General features: G+C 59.4%; 14 protein-coding genes. 8 read left to right on the top strand and 6 right to left on the bottom strand.

Annotated features, from left to right (window positions below):
* Positions 1 to 148: 148 nt before the first annotated feature.
* Positions 149 to 790 carry a hypothetical protein gene (locus ACFRFQ_RS01180; RefSeq protein ID WP_378652071.1) on the bottom strand — a complete coding sequence of 214 codons (642 nt, stop codon included), beginning with the start codon at positions 788 to 790 and terminating at the stop codon, positions 149 to 151.
* 177 nt (positions 791 to 967) lie between these two features.
* Here ACFRFQ_RS01180 and ACFRFQ_RS01175 point away from each other — a divergent pair, with 177 nt between their 5' ends.
* From ACFRFQ_RS01175 to ACFRFQ_RS01160, 4 genes are all read left to right on the top strand, one after another.
* Positions 968 to 2,248: an amidohydrolase family protein gene (locus ACFRFQ_RS01175; RefSeq protein ID WP_378652068.1), complete on the top strand. Its 1,281-nt coding sequence runs from the start codon at positions 968 to 970 to the stop codon at positions 2,246 to 2,248.
* A 130-nt stretch (positions 2,249 to 2,378) separates the two neighbouring features.
* The gene (locus tag ACFRFQ_RS01170) at positions 2,379 to 3,086 is read left to right on the top strand and encodes a hypothetical protein (RefSeq protein ID WP_378652065.1); all 708 of its coding nucleotides are present in this window, start codon (positions 2,379 to 2,381) and stop codon (positions 3,084 to 3,086) included.
* Between the two features lie 3 nt (positions 3,087 to 3,089).
* Positions 3,090 to 5,075 (top strand): YhgE/Pip family protein, encoded by a 1,986-nt coding sequence (locus ACFRFQ_RS01165; RefSeq protein WP_378652062.1) that lies wholly within the window; start codon positions 3,090 to 3,092, stop codon positions 5,073 to 5,075.
* Positions 5,076 to 5,158: 83 nt separating this feature from the next.
* The gene (locus ACFRFQ_RS01160) at positions 5,159 to 6,538 is read left to right on the top strand and encodes a glutamate decarboxylase (protein WP_378652053.1); all 1,380 of its coding nucleotides are present in this window, start codon (positions 5,159 to 5,161) and stop codon (positions 6,536 to 6,538) included.
* Positions 6,539 to 6,661: 123 nt separating this feature from the next.
* Here the strand turns inward: ACFRFQ_RS01160 and ACFRFQ_RS01155 are convergent, their stop codons facing one another.
* Positions 6,662 to 7,594, bottom strand: a complete 933-nt coding sequence (locus tag ACFRFQ_RS01155) for a DoxX family protein (protein ID WP_378652050.1) — start codon at positions 7,592 to 7,594, stop codon at positions 6,662 to 6,664.
* A 682-nt stretch (positions 7,595 to 8,276) separates the two neighbouring features.
* On the opposite strand from ACFRFQ_RS01155, the gene ACFRFQ_RS01150 reads away from it, so the two are divergent.
* From ACFRFQ_RS01150 to ACFRFQ_RS01140, 3 genes are all read left to right on the top strand, one after another.
* A complete protein-coding gene (locus ACFRFQ_RS01150; protein WP_378652047.1) occupies positions 8,277 to 8,744 on the top strand; it encodes a hypothetical protein in 468 nt (155 codons plus the stop codon).
* A gap of 28 nt (positions 8,745 to 8,772) precedes the next feature.
* Positions 8,773 to 9,009 carry a hypothetical protein gene (locus tag ACFRFQ_RS01145; protein WP_378652045.1) on the top strand — a complete coding sequence of 79 codons (237 nt, stop codon included), beginning with the start codon at positions 8,773 to 8,775 and terminating at the stop codon, positions 9,007 to 9,009.
* 435 nt (positions 9,010 to 9,444) lie between these two features.
* Positions 9,445 to 9,996 carry a hypothetical protein gene (locus tag ACFRFQ_RS01140; protein ID WP_378652043.1) on the top strand — a complete coding sequence of 184 codons (552 nt, stop codon included), beginning with the start codon at positions 9,445 to 9,447 and terminating at the stop codon, positions 9,994 to 9,996.
* Positions 9,997 to 10,164: 168 nt separating this feature from the next.
* Here ACFRFQ_RS01140 and ACFRFQ_RS01135 read toward each other — a convergent pair whose 3' ends face one another.
* Both ACFRFQ_RS01135 and ACFRFQ_RS01130 read right to left on the bottom strand, forming a co-directional pair.
* Complete coding sequence (locus ACFRFQ_RS01135; protein WP_378652040.1) at positions 10,165 to 11,061, bottom strand: peptidoglycan DD-metalloendopeptidase family protein; 897 nt, start codon at positions 11,059 to 11,061, stop codon at positions 10,165 to 10,167.
* A 1,557-nt stretch (positions 11,062 to 12,618) separates the two neighbouring features.
* Positions 12,619 to 12,813, bottom strand: coding sequence for a CsbD family protein (locus tag ACFRFQ_RS01130; RefSeq protein WP_378652037.1), 195 nt, complete (start codon positions 12,811 to 12,813; stop codon positions 12,619 to 12,621).
* Positions 12,814 to 13,272: 459 nt separating this feature from the next.
* Here ACFRFQ_RS01130 and ACFRFQ_RS01125 point away from each other — a divergent pair, with 459 nt between their 5' ends.
* Complete coding sequence (locus tag ACFRFQ_RS01125) at positions 13,273 to 13,479, top strand: hypothetical protein (RefSeq protein ID WP_378652034.1); 207 nt, start codon at positions 13,273 to 13,275, stop codon at positions 13,477 to 13,479.
* A 216-nt stretch (positions 13,480 to 13,695) separates the two neighbouring features.
* On the opposite strand, the gene ACFRFQ_RS01120 is transcribed toward ACFRFQ_RS01125, so the two are convergent.
* Both ACFRFQ_RS01120 and ACFRFQ_RS01115 read right to left on the bottom strand, forming a co-directional pair.
* Positions 13,696 to 14,148 (bottom strand): SPW repeat protein, encoded by a 453-nt coding sequence (locus tag ACFRFQ_RS01120; RefSeq protein ID WP_378652032.1) that lies wholly within the window; start codon positions 14,146 to 14,148, stop codon positions 13,696 to 13,698.
* A 332-nt stretch (positions 14,149 to 14,480) separates the two neighbouring features.
* Complete coding sequence (locus tag ACFRFQ_RS01115) at positions 14,481 to 16,178, bottom strand: 3-ketosteroid-delta-1-dehydrogenase (protein ID WP_378652029.1); 1,698 nt, start codon at positions 16,176 to 16,178, stop codon at positions 14,481 to 14,483.
* Between the last annotated feature and the right edge of the window lie 156 nt (positions 16,179 to 16,334).

The raw sequence follows: 16,334 nt of genomic DNA, 5'->3' as shown, positions 1-16,334 counted from the left end.
ATTGGTTGCATTTCACGATTCTTACGTGTTCGACCGACTGAATTCGCGTACATCGAGACACCCGAGAAGCCGTAGACGATCTGGAATCCCGGACATTCCGTATTCCGTACCGCCGTTGGCTGCATTACTCGCGGCGAAACTGGAGCAGTTAGACTGCCTCAGCCATTGCCGACACCGGTCTCGTGCTTTTTCCGAGGAATACGGCGGAGGCGAACAGGAAGAACAATGCGCCGACGAAGGTGCCGACATTCGCCATGTTGGGGTCAAGCGTATTTCCGTCACGAAGTATGAACGATCCGACGGCAGAGACACCGAAGGCGATAGATCCAAATGTGTTGAGCCATACGCTTTGCCATTCCGTCGATCGCGGCGCCCAGTACGTCTTTGCACGCCACAGCATAAGCACCGCAAGACCGCTCGATATCAGGAATGCAATCGATCCCTCTGCGTTAGGATTCCAGACGAGGTGCATTTCTCCTCGCACATTGAGATCGTGCAGCGCCGATCCAGTGCTGATATTGAATAGAATGGTGCCAAGAAATTGCACTGCTGCAGACAGCCATGCAGCACGGATTGCGGGCTTGCCGGAGTCGGAAGTAGTTGCCGCCCCACTGAGCACCAACTGTATGAAAGCGGCACCGGTGAAAAACCACGACCCGGTGAAGAAGAAAATATTCGCGAGCGTCGCGCCGAAAAGCGACGAAAGGAAGGGCGCCGAACCGAGCGCGAAGAGGGTCGATCCGATCACGAATCCCCAGGACTGCATCCGTAATGTCGGGTGAATCAACATGTGCCGCAGTGTAGTTCAACTTCAACAGATTATTTCTGGTATCCGAGAAATTTCACATACCTACCGGAGAGGACTTTCGTCCCCGGTTGTTCGGCCACGGCCTATCGTTACCGAATCAGCAACGCGATTTTCAATATTTGCCCTCAATGTCCGAATTTCACTGTTAACGTTCGGGTCATGACAGCCCCTTCAAAAGCTGGACATCGTTTACTGTTCCGCAATGTTCGTATCTTCGACGGCGTCTCATCGACAGTAAATTCGGGTGACGTTCTGATAGACGGAGAGACGATTGCGGGAGTCTCGGAATCCCCGATCGGAGACGACCCGAGCCGAGAGACCACGATCATCGACGGTGGAAATCGAGTTTTGATCCCGGGCATGAGCGATGCGCACGTGCATCTGGTCGGCAACGCGAATTCGTACATCGACATGGTGACGGGCAGCGAAGCGCATATCGCGCTCAACGGTCTCGCCGAGGCCAAGAACATGCTCCACCGCGGGTTCACCACGGTCCGGGACATGGCCGGCGACACCAGCAGCATCAAATCCGTCATCGACCGCGGACTGTTCGAGGGACCACGCATCTATCCCTCCCAGGCCGCCATCTCCCAGACCAGTGGGCACGGCGACTTCGGGTTTGTCTACGAATGCCCCACCGCTTTGGGTGGAAAGCAGTCTCGCGCCGAAGAAATCGGCTTCATGCGCGTCGCGGACGGCCCTGAGCGGGTGCTGGCGGCAGTGCGTGAACAACTCAAAAAGGGTGCCTCACAAATCAAGATGATGGTCGGCGGCGGCGCAGCATCGATGTACGACCCGCTCTACACAGTCCAGTTCACCGACCCCGAACTACGCGCAGCGGTCAATGCTGCCACCGACTACGGAACCTACGTCGCTACCCATGTCTACAACGTCACCGGCATTCGCCGCGCGATCGACGCCGGCGTTAAATCCATCGAACACGGCCATCTCGCCGACGAGGAAACCATTGCCATGATGGCCGAGAAGGACATTTGGCTGTCGATGCAGCCCTTCGCCTTGGGGGACCACCATTACCCCGACCCCGGTCGTGCAGAAAAGGACCGTGAAATCTGCACCGGTACCGATGACGTGTACAGCTGGGCCCGCAAACACGGAGTCAAAACAGCCTGGGGCACTGATCTTTTACTCGAACCGCAAATTGCGCCACGTCAGAGCGAGATGGCCGCCCGACTCGGCGACCACTACAGCAATGTCGACGCTTTGCGAATGCTCACCTCCGGAAATGCCGAACTCTTCCGACTCGCCGGAGAGCGTGATCCCTATCGGCAGGCACCGCTCGGAGTTATCGCCGAGGGTGCGTGGGCCGATGTCCTTCTCGTCGACGGCAATCCGCTCGAGGACCTCAACCTGCTCGCAGATCCGGGCAAGAGCCTTTCGGTCATTGTCAAGAACGGCCAGGTCGTAAAGAACGCTTTGTGACTTCTCTCGTCGATGCGTGATCCTCCATGAGTCAACCCCACCGGGGACGACTCGCGTAGCTCCGCGCCGCCGTGCCGCACCAAGGTCGGGAGGCCTCAAGTTGGTTGAAACTAGTTCAGAGAGTTGGCAATTGCCCGTCTCCACATCGACGGGAACGTTGGTCTCCGCTCGGGGCATCGAGTTACACGGACCTTGGGGCCATGTGTTCGGCCCACTCGATATGGATATCGATGTAGGCGGTGTGACTGTGCTGGCCGGCCAGGCCGGCGCCGCACGAACCGCCTTGCTGATGGCACTGTGTGGACGTATGCGATTGTCCGCGGGGACATTAGCGGTACTTGGCTACGATAATCCGAGCAGGATTTTGGCCATCTCGGCGATCGCGTGTCTGAACGAACTCGACGAGGTCCGACCGTCGGTGACCGTGTGCGACATGGTGACCGAACAACTGCGATGGGATTCGCCGTGGTACAAAATCGTTCCCCGCGTGAGCGAGGCGGAAGTCGCGCACATGTGCGCGGACACGTTCGGTGACATCGAACTACCCCCGCTCCATGCCTTCGTCGACGACCTCCCGGAAATCCAACAATTGTTGCTGCGGATTGCGGTCGCGAACACCAAACGCCCACCTTTGCTCGTTGTGGGGCGCATCGACAAGATCGCCGACGACCTCGAAAGAGCCGCCTTGCTGCAACGGCTTGTCGCACTCGGCGAGCACCAGTCGGTGATCACCGCAGACGTCAACGCACTCCCGCCAGATACCGGCGTCCACGCGGTGGTGAACATGCACGGATTGCTCGGTGCCGGCGACATCGGCGTTATGACAGAAGGAAGGTGACTGATGCTCGCAGGTATATCTCTGGGCAGTGATGTCAAACGCTACTCTCGCGGCACCCTGCCACGGATCGCGATCGTCACCATCATCTTGTTACCGTTGCTCTACGGCGCAATGTACTTGTGGGCCTTCTGGAACCCTTTCGGCGAGGTGAACAAGATCCCCGCAGCGATTGTCAACAACGACTCGGGGCGAACATCGACAGGCCAGCAAGTCGACGCCGGCGATCAGGTCGTCAAGTCGCTCATCGCCTCCGGACAACTCGATTTGGCGGAGGTCTCGGAGCAAGAGGCCCAAGCCGGACTCTCCAGCGGCAAGTACTATTTCACGATCACCTTGCCGGAGAACTTCAGCGACGCTGTCGAGTCACCCAACGGCGACAACCCCGAGAAGGCCGATCTCACCTTCACCTTCAACGACGCCAATAATTATCTGGCCACCATCATCGGGCAGGACGCATCCGAACAGGTCATCAACCAGGTCAACTCGACTATCGGAGCCCAAGGTGTCGGGCAGGTCCTGACGGGTCTGCAGACCGCCGGTTCGGGCTTGGGCCAGGCCGCCGACGGGGCGAAGACCCTCGCGGCCGGTATCGACACAGCCAAGGACGGAGCGGATCAACTCAGCTCCGGCGCCGGCGAACTCGCCACCAACATGGTCACCGCACGCGATGGCTCTGCGCAACTCGCGGCCGGCGCCGGGCAACTCGCCACGGCGATCGACGGTGTCGCCGATCCATTGCTCAACGCCCTCGGCTCCAGTAATGTGCCCGATCTCGGAGCCCAAGCGGCGCAGCTGAGGCAGTCCCTCACTGCTCTCGGGGATCTGCTCCCACAATCGCCACCAGTGACCATCTCCCCCGTGGTGCAGCGAGTTGTCGACCTTCTCGGGCCCAGCACCGACCCTCTCGCACAACAGGCCGTTGCAGCACTCACCCCACTCGCCGCAACACAACCCCAAAGCGAAACTGCCGCACTACAAGCGGAAATCAATCGGCTCAGCGAAGATGCACGCGCACTCGAATACCAGTTGACGGATCCATCCAGTCCCCTGCAATCAGGACTCGCACTCCTGCAAAACGGAGGACTTGCCTCGGATGTGCGGCAACTACGCGACGGCGCCGACCAGCTCAGTTCCGGAGCCACGACGTTGAACTCCGGACTGATCCAGTTGACCGACGGTAGCAACCAGCTCGCGAGCGGAGCCGATCAGTTAGCTTCGGGGATGGTTGAATTGCAATCGGGCTCGGATGAACTGGCAGACGCACTCGCAAAGGGCGCTGGGCAAGTACCCAGCTGGACCGACGATCAGCGCACCGCTACCGCGGACACCCTGTCCACTCCGGTCGCACTCAAGCAGGACTACACGAACGAGGCGCCCACGTTCGGTACCGGATTCGCGCCGTTCTTCCTCTCCCTGGCCCTGTTCGTCGGCTGCATTATCACCTGGATGTTGTTGACCCCGTTACAATCCCGCGCAACTATTAGCGGTCTGGGCCTCTATCGAACAGTTCTGGCTTCATACTGGCCGGCACTTCTCATCGGCATCCTCCAAGTGATCACGATGTACGCAGTCGTACACATCGGAGTGGGCCTGGACGTCAAACACGTTCCCGGAACGATCTTGTTCCTGATGCTGGTGTCGGCGACCTATCTGGCGATGATCCAGATGTTCAATGCTCTCTTCGGAGTTGCAGTGGGCCGAGTGGTGACATTGGCTTTCCTGATGCTGCAACTGGTCTCCGCCGGCGGCATCTATCCAGTGCCCACTACAGCTACGCCATTTCAATACATCCATCCCTTCGACCCGATGACGTATACCGTCAACGGACTGCGGCAACTTATCACCGCCGAACACGTCGATTCGCGACTGTGGACAGCAATCGCCGTTCTTTCCGGCATTCTGCTCGTCTCGATGACTATCAGCGCACTCTCGGTACGCCGTAACCGCCGATACACCATGGAACGTCTGTACCCGTCGATCGAAGTGTAGAGCGCTGCGACGCTACAACTTCGACTCAATTCTGGACTGTCCGACTGATCCGTAATCGCTCGTTCGACTATTGGAGGAGAAAGATGTCAGATATTTTTGCAGCTCCCACCGAAACCCTCGCGCCCGCGTACACCGGCAGGCTCGGTACAGATCCGATTCCCGCGCTACGGCTCCCCAAAGCCGAATCCGACCCGGAAGCGGCATACCGATTCATCCACGACGAGTTGATGCTCGACGGTAGTTCACGATTGAATCTCGCCACGTTCGTCACCACCTGGATGGACCCGCAAGCCGATCGTCTGATGGCCGAAACCTTCGACAAGAACATGATCGACAAGGACGAGTATCCAGCAACAGCGGAAATCGAAACTCGTTGCGTCAACATGGTTGCCGACCTCTTCCATGCCGAAGGACTGACATCCGACCCGGCCTCCGCGACCGGGGTCTCCACAGTGGGCTCCTCCGAGGCCGTCATGCTCGGTGGACTCGCCCTCAAGTGGCGATGGAGGCAACGCCGCGAGCAGGAAGGCAAAGACGCTACGAAACCGAATCTCATCCTCGGTAGCAATGTCCAGGTCGTCTGGGAAAAATTCTGTCGATACTTCGACGTCGAACCGAAGTACCTTCCGATGGCCAAGGGCCGCTACGTGATCACCCCCGAACAGGTCCGCGACGCTGTCGACGAGAATACCATCGGTGTAGTTGCGATTCTCGGCACCACTTTTACCGGCGAACTCGAACCCGTTGCGGAAATCGCACAAGCACTCGACGAGATCGCAGCGAACGGCGGCCCAGATGTGCCGCTGCACGTCGACGCCGCGAGCGGAGGCTTCGTCGTCCCGTTTCTGCATCCGGAACTCAAGTGGGACTTCAAGATTCCGCGTGTTGTATCGATCAATGTCAGCGGCCACAAGTACGGAATGACGTATCCGGGCATCGGGTTCGTGGTCTGGCGCTCGAAGGAATATCTACCGGAAGATCTCGTATTCCGCGTCAACTATCTCGGTGGAGACATGCCGACTTTCACCCTGAACTTCTCCCGATCAGGCAATCAGGTGGTCGGGCAGTACTACAACTTCATCCGCCTCGGTGTAGCCGGTTACACCCAGATCATGGAATCCCTCCGCGATACCGCACTGATGCTCTCTGCTGCGATCTCGAAGATCGACAACATGCACATCATCACCGACGGCACTGCCATCCCGGTCTTGTCCTTCGAAGTCGTCGACGACCCAGGCTTCACCGTTTTCGACATTTCCCACGAACTGCGAGCACGCGGCTTCCAAGTCCCCGCCTACACGATGCCCGCTGATGCCGAGGACGTAGCCGTCCTGCGCATCGTGCTACGCGAAGGCTTCAGTCAAGACCTCGCATACAAACTGGTGACCGCGATCAACGAGGTCGTTCAACAACTCAGAAACAGCGCCGCCGATCGACCTGCGAAGAAGGCCTTCGCGCACTGACATCCCGTCGAGGGAAAGCCGCGAAATCAGCTTTCCCTCGACGCGTTCGATGGGGATCGAGGCACATGTATTCGTCGGCGAATTGCCATACGGCACAAACCGCCTCACCTATTTTCAACCTATTCAGTGTGCCAACTCGTCCTTCTTGGCGCGAACCTTGTCGAGTGCTGCCTCGGCGCGCTTTCGTGCCCGCTTTCCCTGAACCTCGGTTTGCTCGGATACAGCATCGACCCAGTCGCTACTCTTCTCACGTGCGAGTTCTGCGATTTCAGCACTGTGTTTGCGCGTCAACTCTGCAAGTTCGTCCCGACGCTCGCGCGCGGTCTCGGCAAATTCGGAGCCACGCTTTTGTGCGACTTCCACGAGAGCCGGCCCGCGCTCCTTTGCAGCTTCGCCAATTTCCACTGCCCGTTTGCCTGCGATCTCGGCAATCTCCGAACCCCGTTCCTGGGCCAGTTCGATGAAATCCGCGCCGTGCGATGTGGCATTGTCACCGAGTTCGGAGCCGCGCTCCGATGCCACTGCCATTGCGTGTTCGATACGAGAACCAGCGTGATGGCCTTGCGCAGTGACCAGGGGAAGTGCGGCGGAAAATGATGCCCGCGCCTTTTTCGCGGCGCGACGTCCCCGCCACCCGAGGGAGGGCTTTCCTTCGGTGTCGACCGAGGCGATTATCAACCCACCGAGCAAGCTGACATTCTTGATGAACTGAGTACGCTGCATGGCGCGCACCGAGGTATCGGTCTCGTTCCAGAAATCGTGACCGACGAGCGTGGTGGGTACCAGGGTGCCGGCGAGGGCTAGCGACGCAAGCCGGGGCGTTTTGCCGCTGGCCAACAACACGCCGCCCCCAATCTGGATGGCCGAGTTGATCTTGACGAGAGTTTCCGGATCCGTAGCAATCTTCTGCTTAACCGATTCGGGCAACGTTCCGACAACTTTGTCGATCAATGGCGCCGCGTGAACTGCTCGCTGGGCCGGATCACGCAGTGCATCAATTCCTCCTGCGATGAAAAACGTGGAGAGCAACGGACGAGCGATTTTGCGTACCACCATATTTCAAGCCTCCCAGTGTAGGTTCGTAATTCACCATAGCGATCACCGAAAGAATTCGATCCGACTACATGCTCGCCAAGCTGTCGTCGTCGATCGCGAATTCAACATCTCGATGTTGCGGGTTCAGACCTCTCCGTCGGGGTTCACTCAACTGAGCAATCGCGTGGCGAGCACCGAACATTCCGCCTCCAGCGCAAAAATTACGCGCCACCGGCAGTCCTGTCATGTAACACCCCCTGATCATGAGCGGATCCCGCACACGTCTCGACTCGGATAGTCGCAACAGTAAATCTAACTTACACACTACAGATTTTATGCGTCAGAGTCGGGGCAATCGGATCGTCGCCGAGCTCTCCGCGGACACTATTCGCCAAATCCGACGCACGGAGGCCAGATGGAACGCTTCTTTCCGATATTGGCTTTGCTAATTATCTATGCTTGCTGGTATAGATTTCAGCAGTTACACAGGCACACACAGACAGAAGTACGGCGCGTTCGAGTGTCGGGGAACGGGAGGACACGACAGAACGGAACTGGCGCTCACTTCCCTGAACGCGCTACTTCGCGGCACCTTCCATCAGGAGGCTGAGCGCCGAGCGATTGTCCGCCGAGCTCACATAGACGGTCCGCACTACGGTTCAGAGCACGAAAACCTTTGTCTATCATCGAAAGCGAGCCCCACATGTCAGACGAACTCGTCGTCCGGCGCGTCATCGGCGCACCCACCTCGTCGATATTCGCCGCACTGGCGAACCCCGAGGTACAGGCAAATATCGATGGCTCCGACATGCTCAGGGGCGCCATCGATCCGAAGCCGTTGAACGGTGTCGGCGACACGTTCACGATGCAGATGTATCAGCCGGCACTTGGTGAGTACGTCATGGAGAACACCGTATTCGTTTACCGACTCGACGAAGAGATCGGTTGGATTCCGAACCGTCGCGGCATGGCACCACGAGGTACGCGGTGGTCATGGCGGCTCGACGTCGTCTCGGAAGGCAGCACCGGACTCACCCAGATATACGACTGGTCCGGCGTTGCCGACGCGGAGTTCCGCCAAGCTGCTGGATTCCCGAGGGTCACGGAAGAACAGATTGCCGCAACGATGAACCGTCTAGCCGACCATCTCGGCGTTCCTGTCGAAAACTGATAGGAGAAGACTGCAAAGAACTGAAGCCTTGACGTCACCGCGGACCCGAACACACGCGTACGAAGGCGCAGATGTGGTGTTGAGTGATCTCGACGAGGAAGACGCAGACGCGCAGGAAACAGCCAATTGGGTCGAGCAGGTCGGCCGAAAAGCAATAAGAGTCCGAACTGGGGACGGAGTCAATGCCATTGCTCCAGAGCCGATCTGGATCCCGTTGATCCCAGCGAGAATGCCCAAGGAGAAGTTCGAGAGTTACGGGCGGTAAACCACTTACCTGATTTCGGAGAGCACCATGACCGGAACGAAGGGGCAGCCGATTCTCGTCAGACTGCAACTACGGGACGCACATACTCGGCGACGGCCAGGGTACCGCTGAGATGAGTGGAGCGATTGCCATCTTTTTACTCACCTAGCTCGCTCTGCTGACCGTGATGATTCGGTTGCTTGTCACGATCCGCTGTACGGCGCAGTTCAGCGGTCGATGATCCGCGTTGTCGACGAAACCTGTCTTCACTCACGCATTTACCTTCTCTCCCAACCGACATTGTGATTGCGTCGACACGACCACTGTCAATGCGATCAGCGAACTGCTCGATATGAGGAAGGCGCGGTCGGAACGGTGAAAGGCTGTCGTCGACATCGATCCGGGTTTCCAGTTCCGATGCCTCATAAGTGGAGCGGAGAAGGGATAATCCTCCGCATGACTTGGAACAACAGTCCCACCGAAACCGGGTGGTTCGTGAAACCGTCTGAAGAAGGCTCGACAATTGCGATATTCGACCCGTCGGGGATCATGCGTGGCGAGTTGTTTCCGACCCCCGTCGACAGAATCGCTAGCTCAACCGGCAGGCGGGATCGGGAATCGTCGGTGGTTACTCACGATCGGACGACGCATACGCTCCGCAAGGGCCATCTCGCCACACTCCGCCTGCCTGACGGCACGATCGGCACATTCCTCGATCAGAAGCCGAAGGCGATGCGCAGGAAGAACAAGAGCTGTGAAGTAGTCATCTCAGGTAGGACATATCTATTCGCGCATTCATCAGGCCGAAAGGCATCTGCCCTACGTGACGGAATCCTGTTGGCCCGCATGGCGCGTGGATGGTGGTCCCGGAGAAAGACCGTCACTCGGAGAACGATCTCGGCAGCGGATGCTCTCGACGAGTGCGTACTGACGATTTTCGAAAAAGTTGTATCACCCGGGCGCACGGGCGCATTCGATCAGGTGCTTACCGATCTCGGCAATATCTGAACTGCTCGAGTTCTTCACTCAGGGGCGCGAGGCGAACCGCGGCCCACGTTTCGCTGCCGGAGTACGGCAACAGCCGGGCCGTATTTCACGGCCCGGCTGCAGCATTCACGCGCACCAACTGGAACTCTGAATCTCGCCTAGCTGCCGAACCAGACGGGCGCGATGGACTTACAGATTGATGATGTCACCGACGAAGATCTGGTCAGGGTCGACGATCTGCGGATTCAGGTCCCAAACCGCCTGCCAGGTGAGCCCTCGTTCTGCACCGATAGCGAACAACGTATCGCCAGCCGCAACGACAACGGATTCGCCCGATACAGGAGCCTGCTCCTCTGGAACGCTTTCTACCGGTGAGGTTCCGGACACATCAGCTTCAACAACCGGAGCCGGTTCCGGTTCCGGTGCGGGTGCCGGCGCAAGTTCGGGTGCAGGCGCAGCCACAAGTTCCGGCTCCGGCGCAGGCGCAGGTTCCGGCGCAGGCGCAGGCGCAAGTTCCGGCTCCGGTGCAGGCGCAAGTTCGGGTTCGGGTGCCGGCGCAGGCACGCTGCTCGCGCCGGTGTCGCACGCGCCGACCGAACTCAGGAATGACATGGGATCGACGGCCCCGCCACTGTGAATGCGGAGATGCAAATGCGGACCGGTGGAGCTACCGGTGTTGCCCGTTGCACCGATCTGGTCGCCAACCTGAACGTGCTCCCCGACGCCGACCCATGTTTCGGAGAGGTGACCCATCTGGATCTGCTCGCCGGAATCTGCTTCCAACTGGATGTACGTGCCATATCCACCCGGATCATTCGGTCCGGCAACAGAGATAGTGCCCGATGTAGGTGCGTGGAGCACGGTGCCGACATTGACAGCGAAGTCAACGCCGTCATGTCCTCCGTGGTAGCCCTGCGAGAGTGACCCATTTACCGGCCACTCCCAGTTGCAGCTCGCCGACCAGCTTTGCGCACTGGCCATACCTGCATTCACTACAGCCCCGGCGCCCACCAGAGAGCCCACTCCTGCAGTGACGGCGATGAATCGAATTGTGTTGGAAGTCTTGCGTTTGTTGTGCTTACTCATTTTTTCCTTGACTGATGTGGTCGGAGCAGGCGCAGTCTCGACCAGGCAGGCAGCACTCAGTACGTGCTGAGCTGCATGGCGTACAGCACCGACCCCGTTGGAATGAACATTTCGGAACGCGCCGCGACGAGAGGTGCACTGGCGACTCTCGCTACTGCGGACGCCTGGGTGTCAAACGGAACGTCCAGAACCCCATGAGCTCGTGGACGCCCGGCGGCATGCTCGGTGGCACCGGCATCGGGAACGCAGTGTTCCTGGTTGCGGTGCCGAACTTGCCTGGCCGGATTGAGACCCCTCCGGTGGTGCGCCCATCCTGAAGACGCCGCGGTTGTACCGCGAACCCCGCACGTGGCGGAGAGTGGGTCCGAACAATATTCAGTGCCTGCCGGCGATAGTCCTGGCGGAACCTGGATCCGTCGCCAGACAGGGTGGAACCGATCCTCGTATCGAGGGCTTCGAAATGCTAGCTCACGGAACTGAACGCATGTCGAATTCTGATCAACGGGGGCGGGTGCCTACCCGGGTTGTCGGGCATTGAGGGGTGAAGCATGCAGATCCTTGCGTTGCGGATGGGAATCGCTTCATACGATGTCGTGTCCAGACGCTGCATGCGACGGCTGAATTACCCAGGCGCATACCTGTCTTCGTCGTCTCCACCCGACCGGTCGATATCACGTCTGCGACATCCGGTCAGTGATCACCCGTCAGTGGAACTGAGGACGCGAATGCGGATCCATACGATCGGCGCATTCCGAGAGCTCTGCCCGCCCGTTTCCACCCCGACACCAATCCGAAAATGGAACCCTAATTGTTTCTCGGATCGCCCAAAATCAATGATGGCCACAATAATTCGTTCAAGGTCGATCGAGTCGGGCGCTCTCCCCGGGGCGCAGAGGCGACTCGCCGGGGGAAAACAGATATTTATCGAAGGAAGGGTATGGCGGTCAATGCCGAACGTTCCGTATCAGCCGAAAAGTATCGATAGAAGCCGTTGATCGCCTGCAGAGGTTTCGCTGCGAGATTCTGGACGGCAGCGATACGCGCCGGTACCGGTCGAATTACCTACATGGGTACCTGTTTTACCGCGTCGCGTCGATGCGACTGATGCTGTGCAGCGCAGACGGCGGCCTCTTTGTCGTGGTCTGCGGCTTTTCGAAGGGAAGGTGGAGTATTCAATGCGAATGATCGGGTTTTGTTTGGCAGCGCCTACGTTGCGGTTGTTGAACAACGCCCGAGGCTAATCCTGTGCGCAGTTGTCGATTCCCAGTACTTCGCGCCACCAAGATTCGCGCTCGTCAGATTCCGTCCACACCACTGGATCCATGTCACTCCTATTCAACCCACGTCCTTTCACTGTTACCCGGCTCACTCATTCTGAAACCTGCACCGAGTCCGCAAGGAGAGGGTGGGTTTCCAACTACTCGAGAACGGCCCCCACCGGCGCCGGCGATTCGGCTGCTCGTATTCACAATTACCGCCGCCTGCTTCGAGATGCGCGCGTCGTGCTCTCGCCAGTGGAGACGCCTGATAGGAGACGCCGGGAAAAGGTGCGGCACGTCAGCGCTTGAAGACGTGCTTGAACTTTTGTCCGGCCTCCTCGAGCTTGTCGCCGGCTTGTTTGGCCTCGCCCATGGCCTGGTCCGCACGACCCTCGGCCTCCGTCTTTTCGTTTCCCACGCTTTTGCCGACAGTCTTCTTGATGACGCCCTCTGCGGTTTCGGCCTTGTGCTTGAATTTCTTCACGATGCTCATGGCAGTTCATTCTCTTCGGCGATTGTGGGCCGAACAGTTTCCGTCAGTCGCCTTTCCGCCACCGCTCGTGATGATCAGCGTCGCAACCGCTGACTCCGACGCGCCGGCCCGAAGAGAAGATCATGACGGCCTTCCGGCCATCGGGTGATGCCCAGCCAACGCCGCATTCCGTTGCGCGTCAACACTGTAGATCACAGCAATCAATCCCCCGAGAACGGTGGGCGGTAGGTGAAAATCTCACGGCAGTTGCGAAGGACGCAGCCCTATCTCTCGAAGGTGCTGCTCTCTCACCCGATCGAGATGGACAACGTTCGCGAGCGCACTCTTGCCCAATCCTGTTGGTTAACAGAGAAATACTGTGCCAACAGGGAAGTTTCCGAACGCGCGGTTCGAGCACACTACCTCGATTGGGGGTGCGCCCCGATCCGGAGAAGCGGAGACTGGAGAAAGGAGGTCATGATGCGTGCGCTCCGAGGTTTGCTTAACGCGCTGCTAGGGATCGTCATGGCTGTGCTCGGCACAGTGCTGGGGATCCTTGCGGCGGTGGTGTGGCTTGTCGGTGCAGTGCTGTGCGTGACGGTAATTCTGATCCCTCTCGGCATCCCCGTCATCAAGCTCGCCAACCGCCTCTTCGGCCTTGCGAGGCAGCTGATGCATCTCCCGTGAGTTCGATACTACGACTGCAGAATCGTGTTCATCATTGCGTGATCCCGATTTTTCCAGATTCGCAGGGTGAGAATCACTTTGGTAACGCGGCACTCGTCAATCGCCTCGCGGGTCGCGCGCAACGGCGACACGCAACACGGCACTCGACACAGTCCGAGCCGCACTCCTGGAAGTGCGGCTCCAGATGGCCGCGTACCTGGCCGCGTTCACCGGTAATCATCGCGGCTCCGGTTGGCGTCGCTGAAGACCGCGCCCCATTCCCAGTGCGGCAGTGGCGAGACCTAGAACGCAGACAACTACTCCCACAACCGTATTGGACCAGATCATGGAAGAGCTGGTATCGACACCCGCAACGATCCAAGGGGAGACGATCAGCCAGATCCCGAGTAGTGGTGCAACGAATGTCATTCCGTGGGTGCGGCCGTAAGCGGATCCGAATGCCACGGCCAGCAACCCGATCGCAGCACCACAGATCAAGTTGGTGACACTCAGGTTGGTTTGAGCGGCGAAACCGATGATCCACGCGGACGCCGCTACATACAGTCCGGACAACAACATCAGCCCCTCGACAACTTGGGCAGTCGGTTTTTCGGCGGCCTGATCGTATCGCTCGCGCATTGCGATGATGTCAGGGTGCGTGTGCATCGATGCGTGGGTAGATGATGACATGTGATTCATCTCCTCGACCGGAGCGGAGGGGAAGAGTTTTCCTTCCGATCCGTATGTTCGTGTGCCTCGAGGTGCAGATGCACTTCCGTGTCGGTCGTCACTGGCGAAGGTTGCCTTGCGAAGTCGAGCCTTGTCGGTGCTACCGAAATCGGCGAGTGCACTGGACCACCACATACGTACCCAATCGGGCGCCTGCCGAAGCAGTAGTTGAAGCAATTATCGCGAGCTCTTGCCCCGGCGATTCCGGCCATGCACGAACGGGAGATCAGCGTACGTTCCGTCATCGGATACGCGCGTTGATCTCCCGTTGGTGGAGCTGTTAAGTCCTTGAACTACTTCGCCGCTGCGTGCTGCGCCGCGATGTAGCCGTAAACCAGCCCCTGGCCGATCGTCGCACCCGCGCCCGGGTACGTGTGGCCGAATGCATTCGCGGCGGTGTTGCCGATCGCGTACAGCCCGTCGATGGTGCTGCCGTCCTCGCGGAGGACTCGGGCGTGGTCGTCGGCCTGGACGCCGCCACACGTGCCGAGGTCACTCAATGTCATCTTCACCGCGTAGAGGGCCTTGTTGTCGAGCGGCCGCAGGTTCGGGTTCGGAGACACTGTCGGGTCACCGTAGTACCGGTCGTATGCGCTTCCGCCACGACCGAATTCGGCATCACTACCGGCCGCTGCGGCATCGTTGAACTTCTGGAAGGCCTCGGCGAAGGCATCCTCAGGCAGACCGGCCTTACGGGCGAGCTCGGCCGGACTGCTCGCCTGATGCGCGATACCCGACTCGAAGAACGACGGCGGAAGAGGCTGGCGCGGGAAGATGCCGCCAGCGAACACGTAGCTGTTGCGGTACTCCTGGTCGAAGACGATCCACATGGACTCTGCGGGGTCGCCGGCCTTCTCCCGATCGAGCACACACTGACCGAACGTCATGTAATCGGTGGCCTCGTTCACGAAGCGTCGACCGGTGTGGTCGACGATGAACGAACCAGGCAGCGCCCGCTCGGCGAGCATCACCATCGGTGGACGCCCCTTGATGCTCGCCACTGCCGGGAACCACCACGACTGGTCCATCAAACCGATGTCTGCACCCAACTCCTGCGCGGCCTCGATCGCCTCGCCGATGTTGCCCTCGGCACCGAGGCTCTCGTGCTCGCCGAGGCTCTCCGACTGGTACTTGTGGCGCCACTCCATGTTGTGGTCGAAGCCGCCGGCGGCGAGCACAACGCCGCGCCGAGCCGTCACCGTTACCTCACGTCCGTCTTGCACGACGATTGCACCGGTTACGCGGTCGCCCTCGGTGATCAGGCGAACCAAGGACGTTTCCGTCCACACCGGGATACCTGCCTGCACGACGCCCGCGAACAGGCCGGCGGCAAGCGCCTGACCGCCTGCGATGTATTCACGCTTGAGGACGTACTTACCGAAAACGCCCTGTGACAAGCGGCGGATGATGCGCGGAAAAGCCTTGGTCGGCTTCTTCGCCATCAGGTTCATCCACTTGTAATCCGCACCTGTCACCGGCATCGGCAGCCCGGCTTCCATCAAACCGGGGCGCAGTCGACCGCGTTCGTCCCCCAATACCGACGCGTCGAACGGCTGGCACTCACAGGTGCGGCCGGCAGCGCTACCGCCCGGAAGTTCGGGGTGGTAGTCGGAGTATTCCCTGGCCCAGAAGAACTTCATGGGCGTCGTGCGGGAGAGCATGTCGACCGTGGCAGCACCATTGTCGACAAATGCCTCACCACGTTCGGCTGGTGCCGTATCCCCTACTACCGCATGCACATACGTCTTCGCGCGCTCGACGGTGTCGCCCGCACCGGCTTCTGCCAGCACCGGGTTGGCAGGCATCCAGAACGCCCCACCGGAGCGCGCCGTCGAGCCGCCCACGTACTGCGTCTTCTCCACGATCAGCGTGGACAATCCGAGTTCGTTTGCGGTGAGGGCGGCAGCCATGCCAGTACCGGACCCGATCACCAGCAGGTCGACGGCAATGTCGTGGGCCCGTTTCGCGGGAGGTGCCTGATTCTTAGCCATTGAACAAATCCCTTCACGTGGTTTATCGAGGTAGAACGCTAGGGCAGGCGCGGCGCAGGATGGCCCGGATGCCCAGTCAGCGGGATTTCCAAAGCGGATTGGCTCAAAATAGCCCCGCTCGAAGTTGGTATGTTGCGGCCGTCACCGCCGAGTCAC

This window comes from Rhodococcus sp. NPDC056743 (assembly GCF_042790355.1).
Taxonomy (GTDB): Bacteria; Actinomycetota; Actinomycetes; order Mycobacteriales; family Mycobacteriaceae; genus Rhodococcus_F.
The sequence above is the reverse complement of the archived record's forward strand: the minus strand, read 5'-3'. Positions and strand labels throughout refer to the sequence as shown.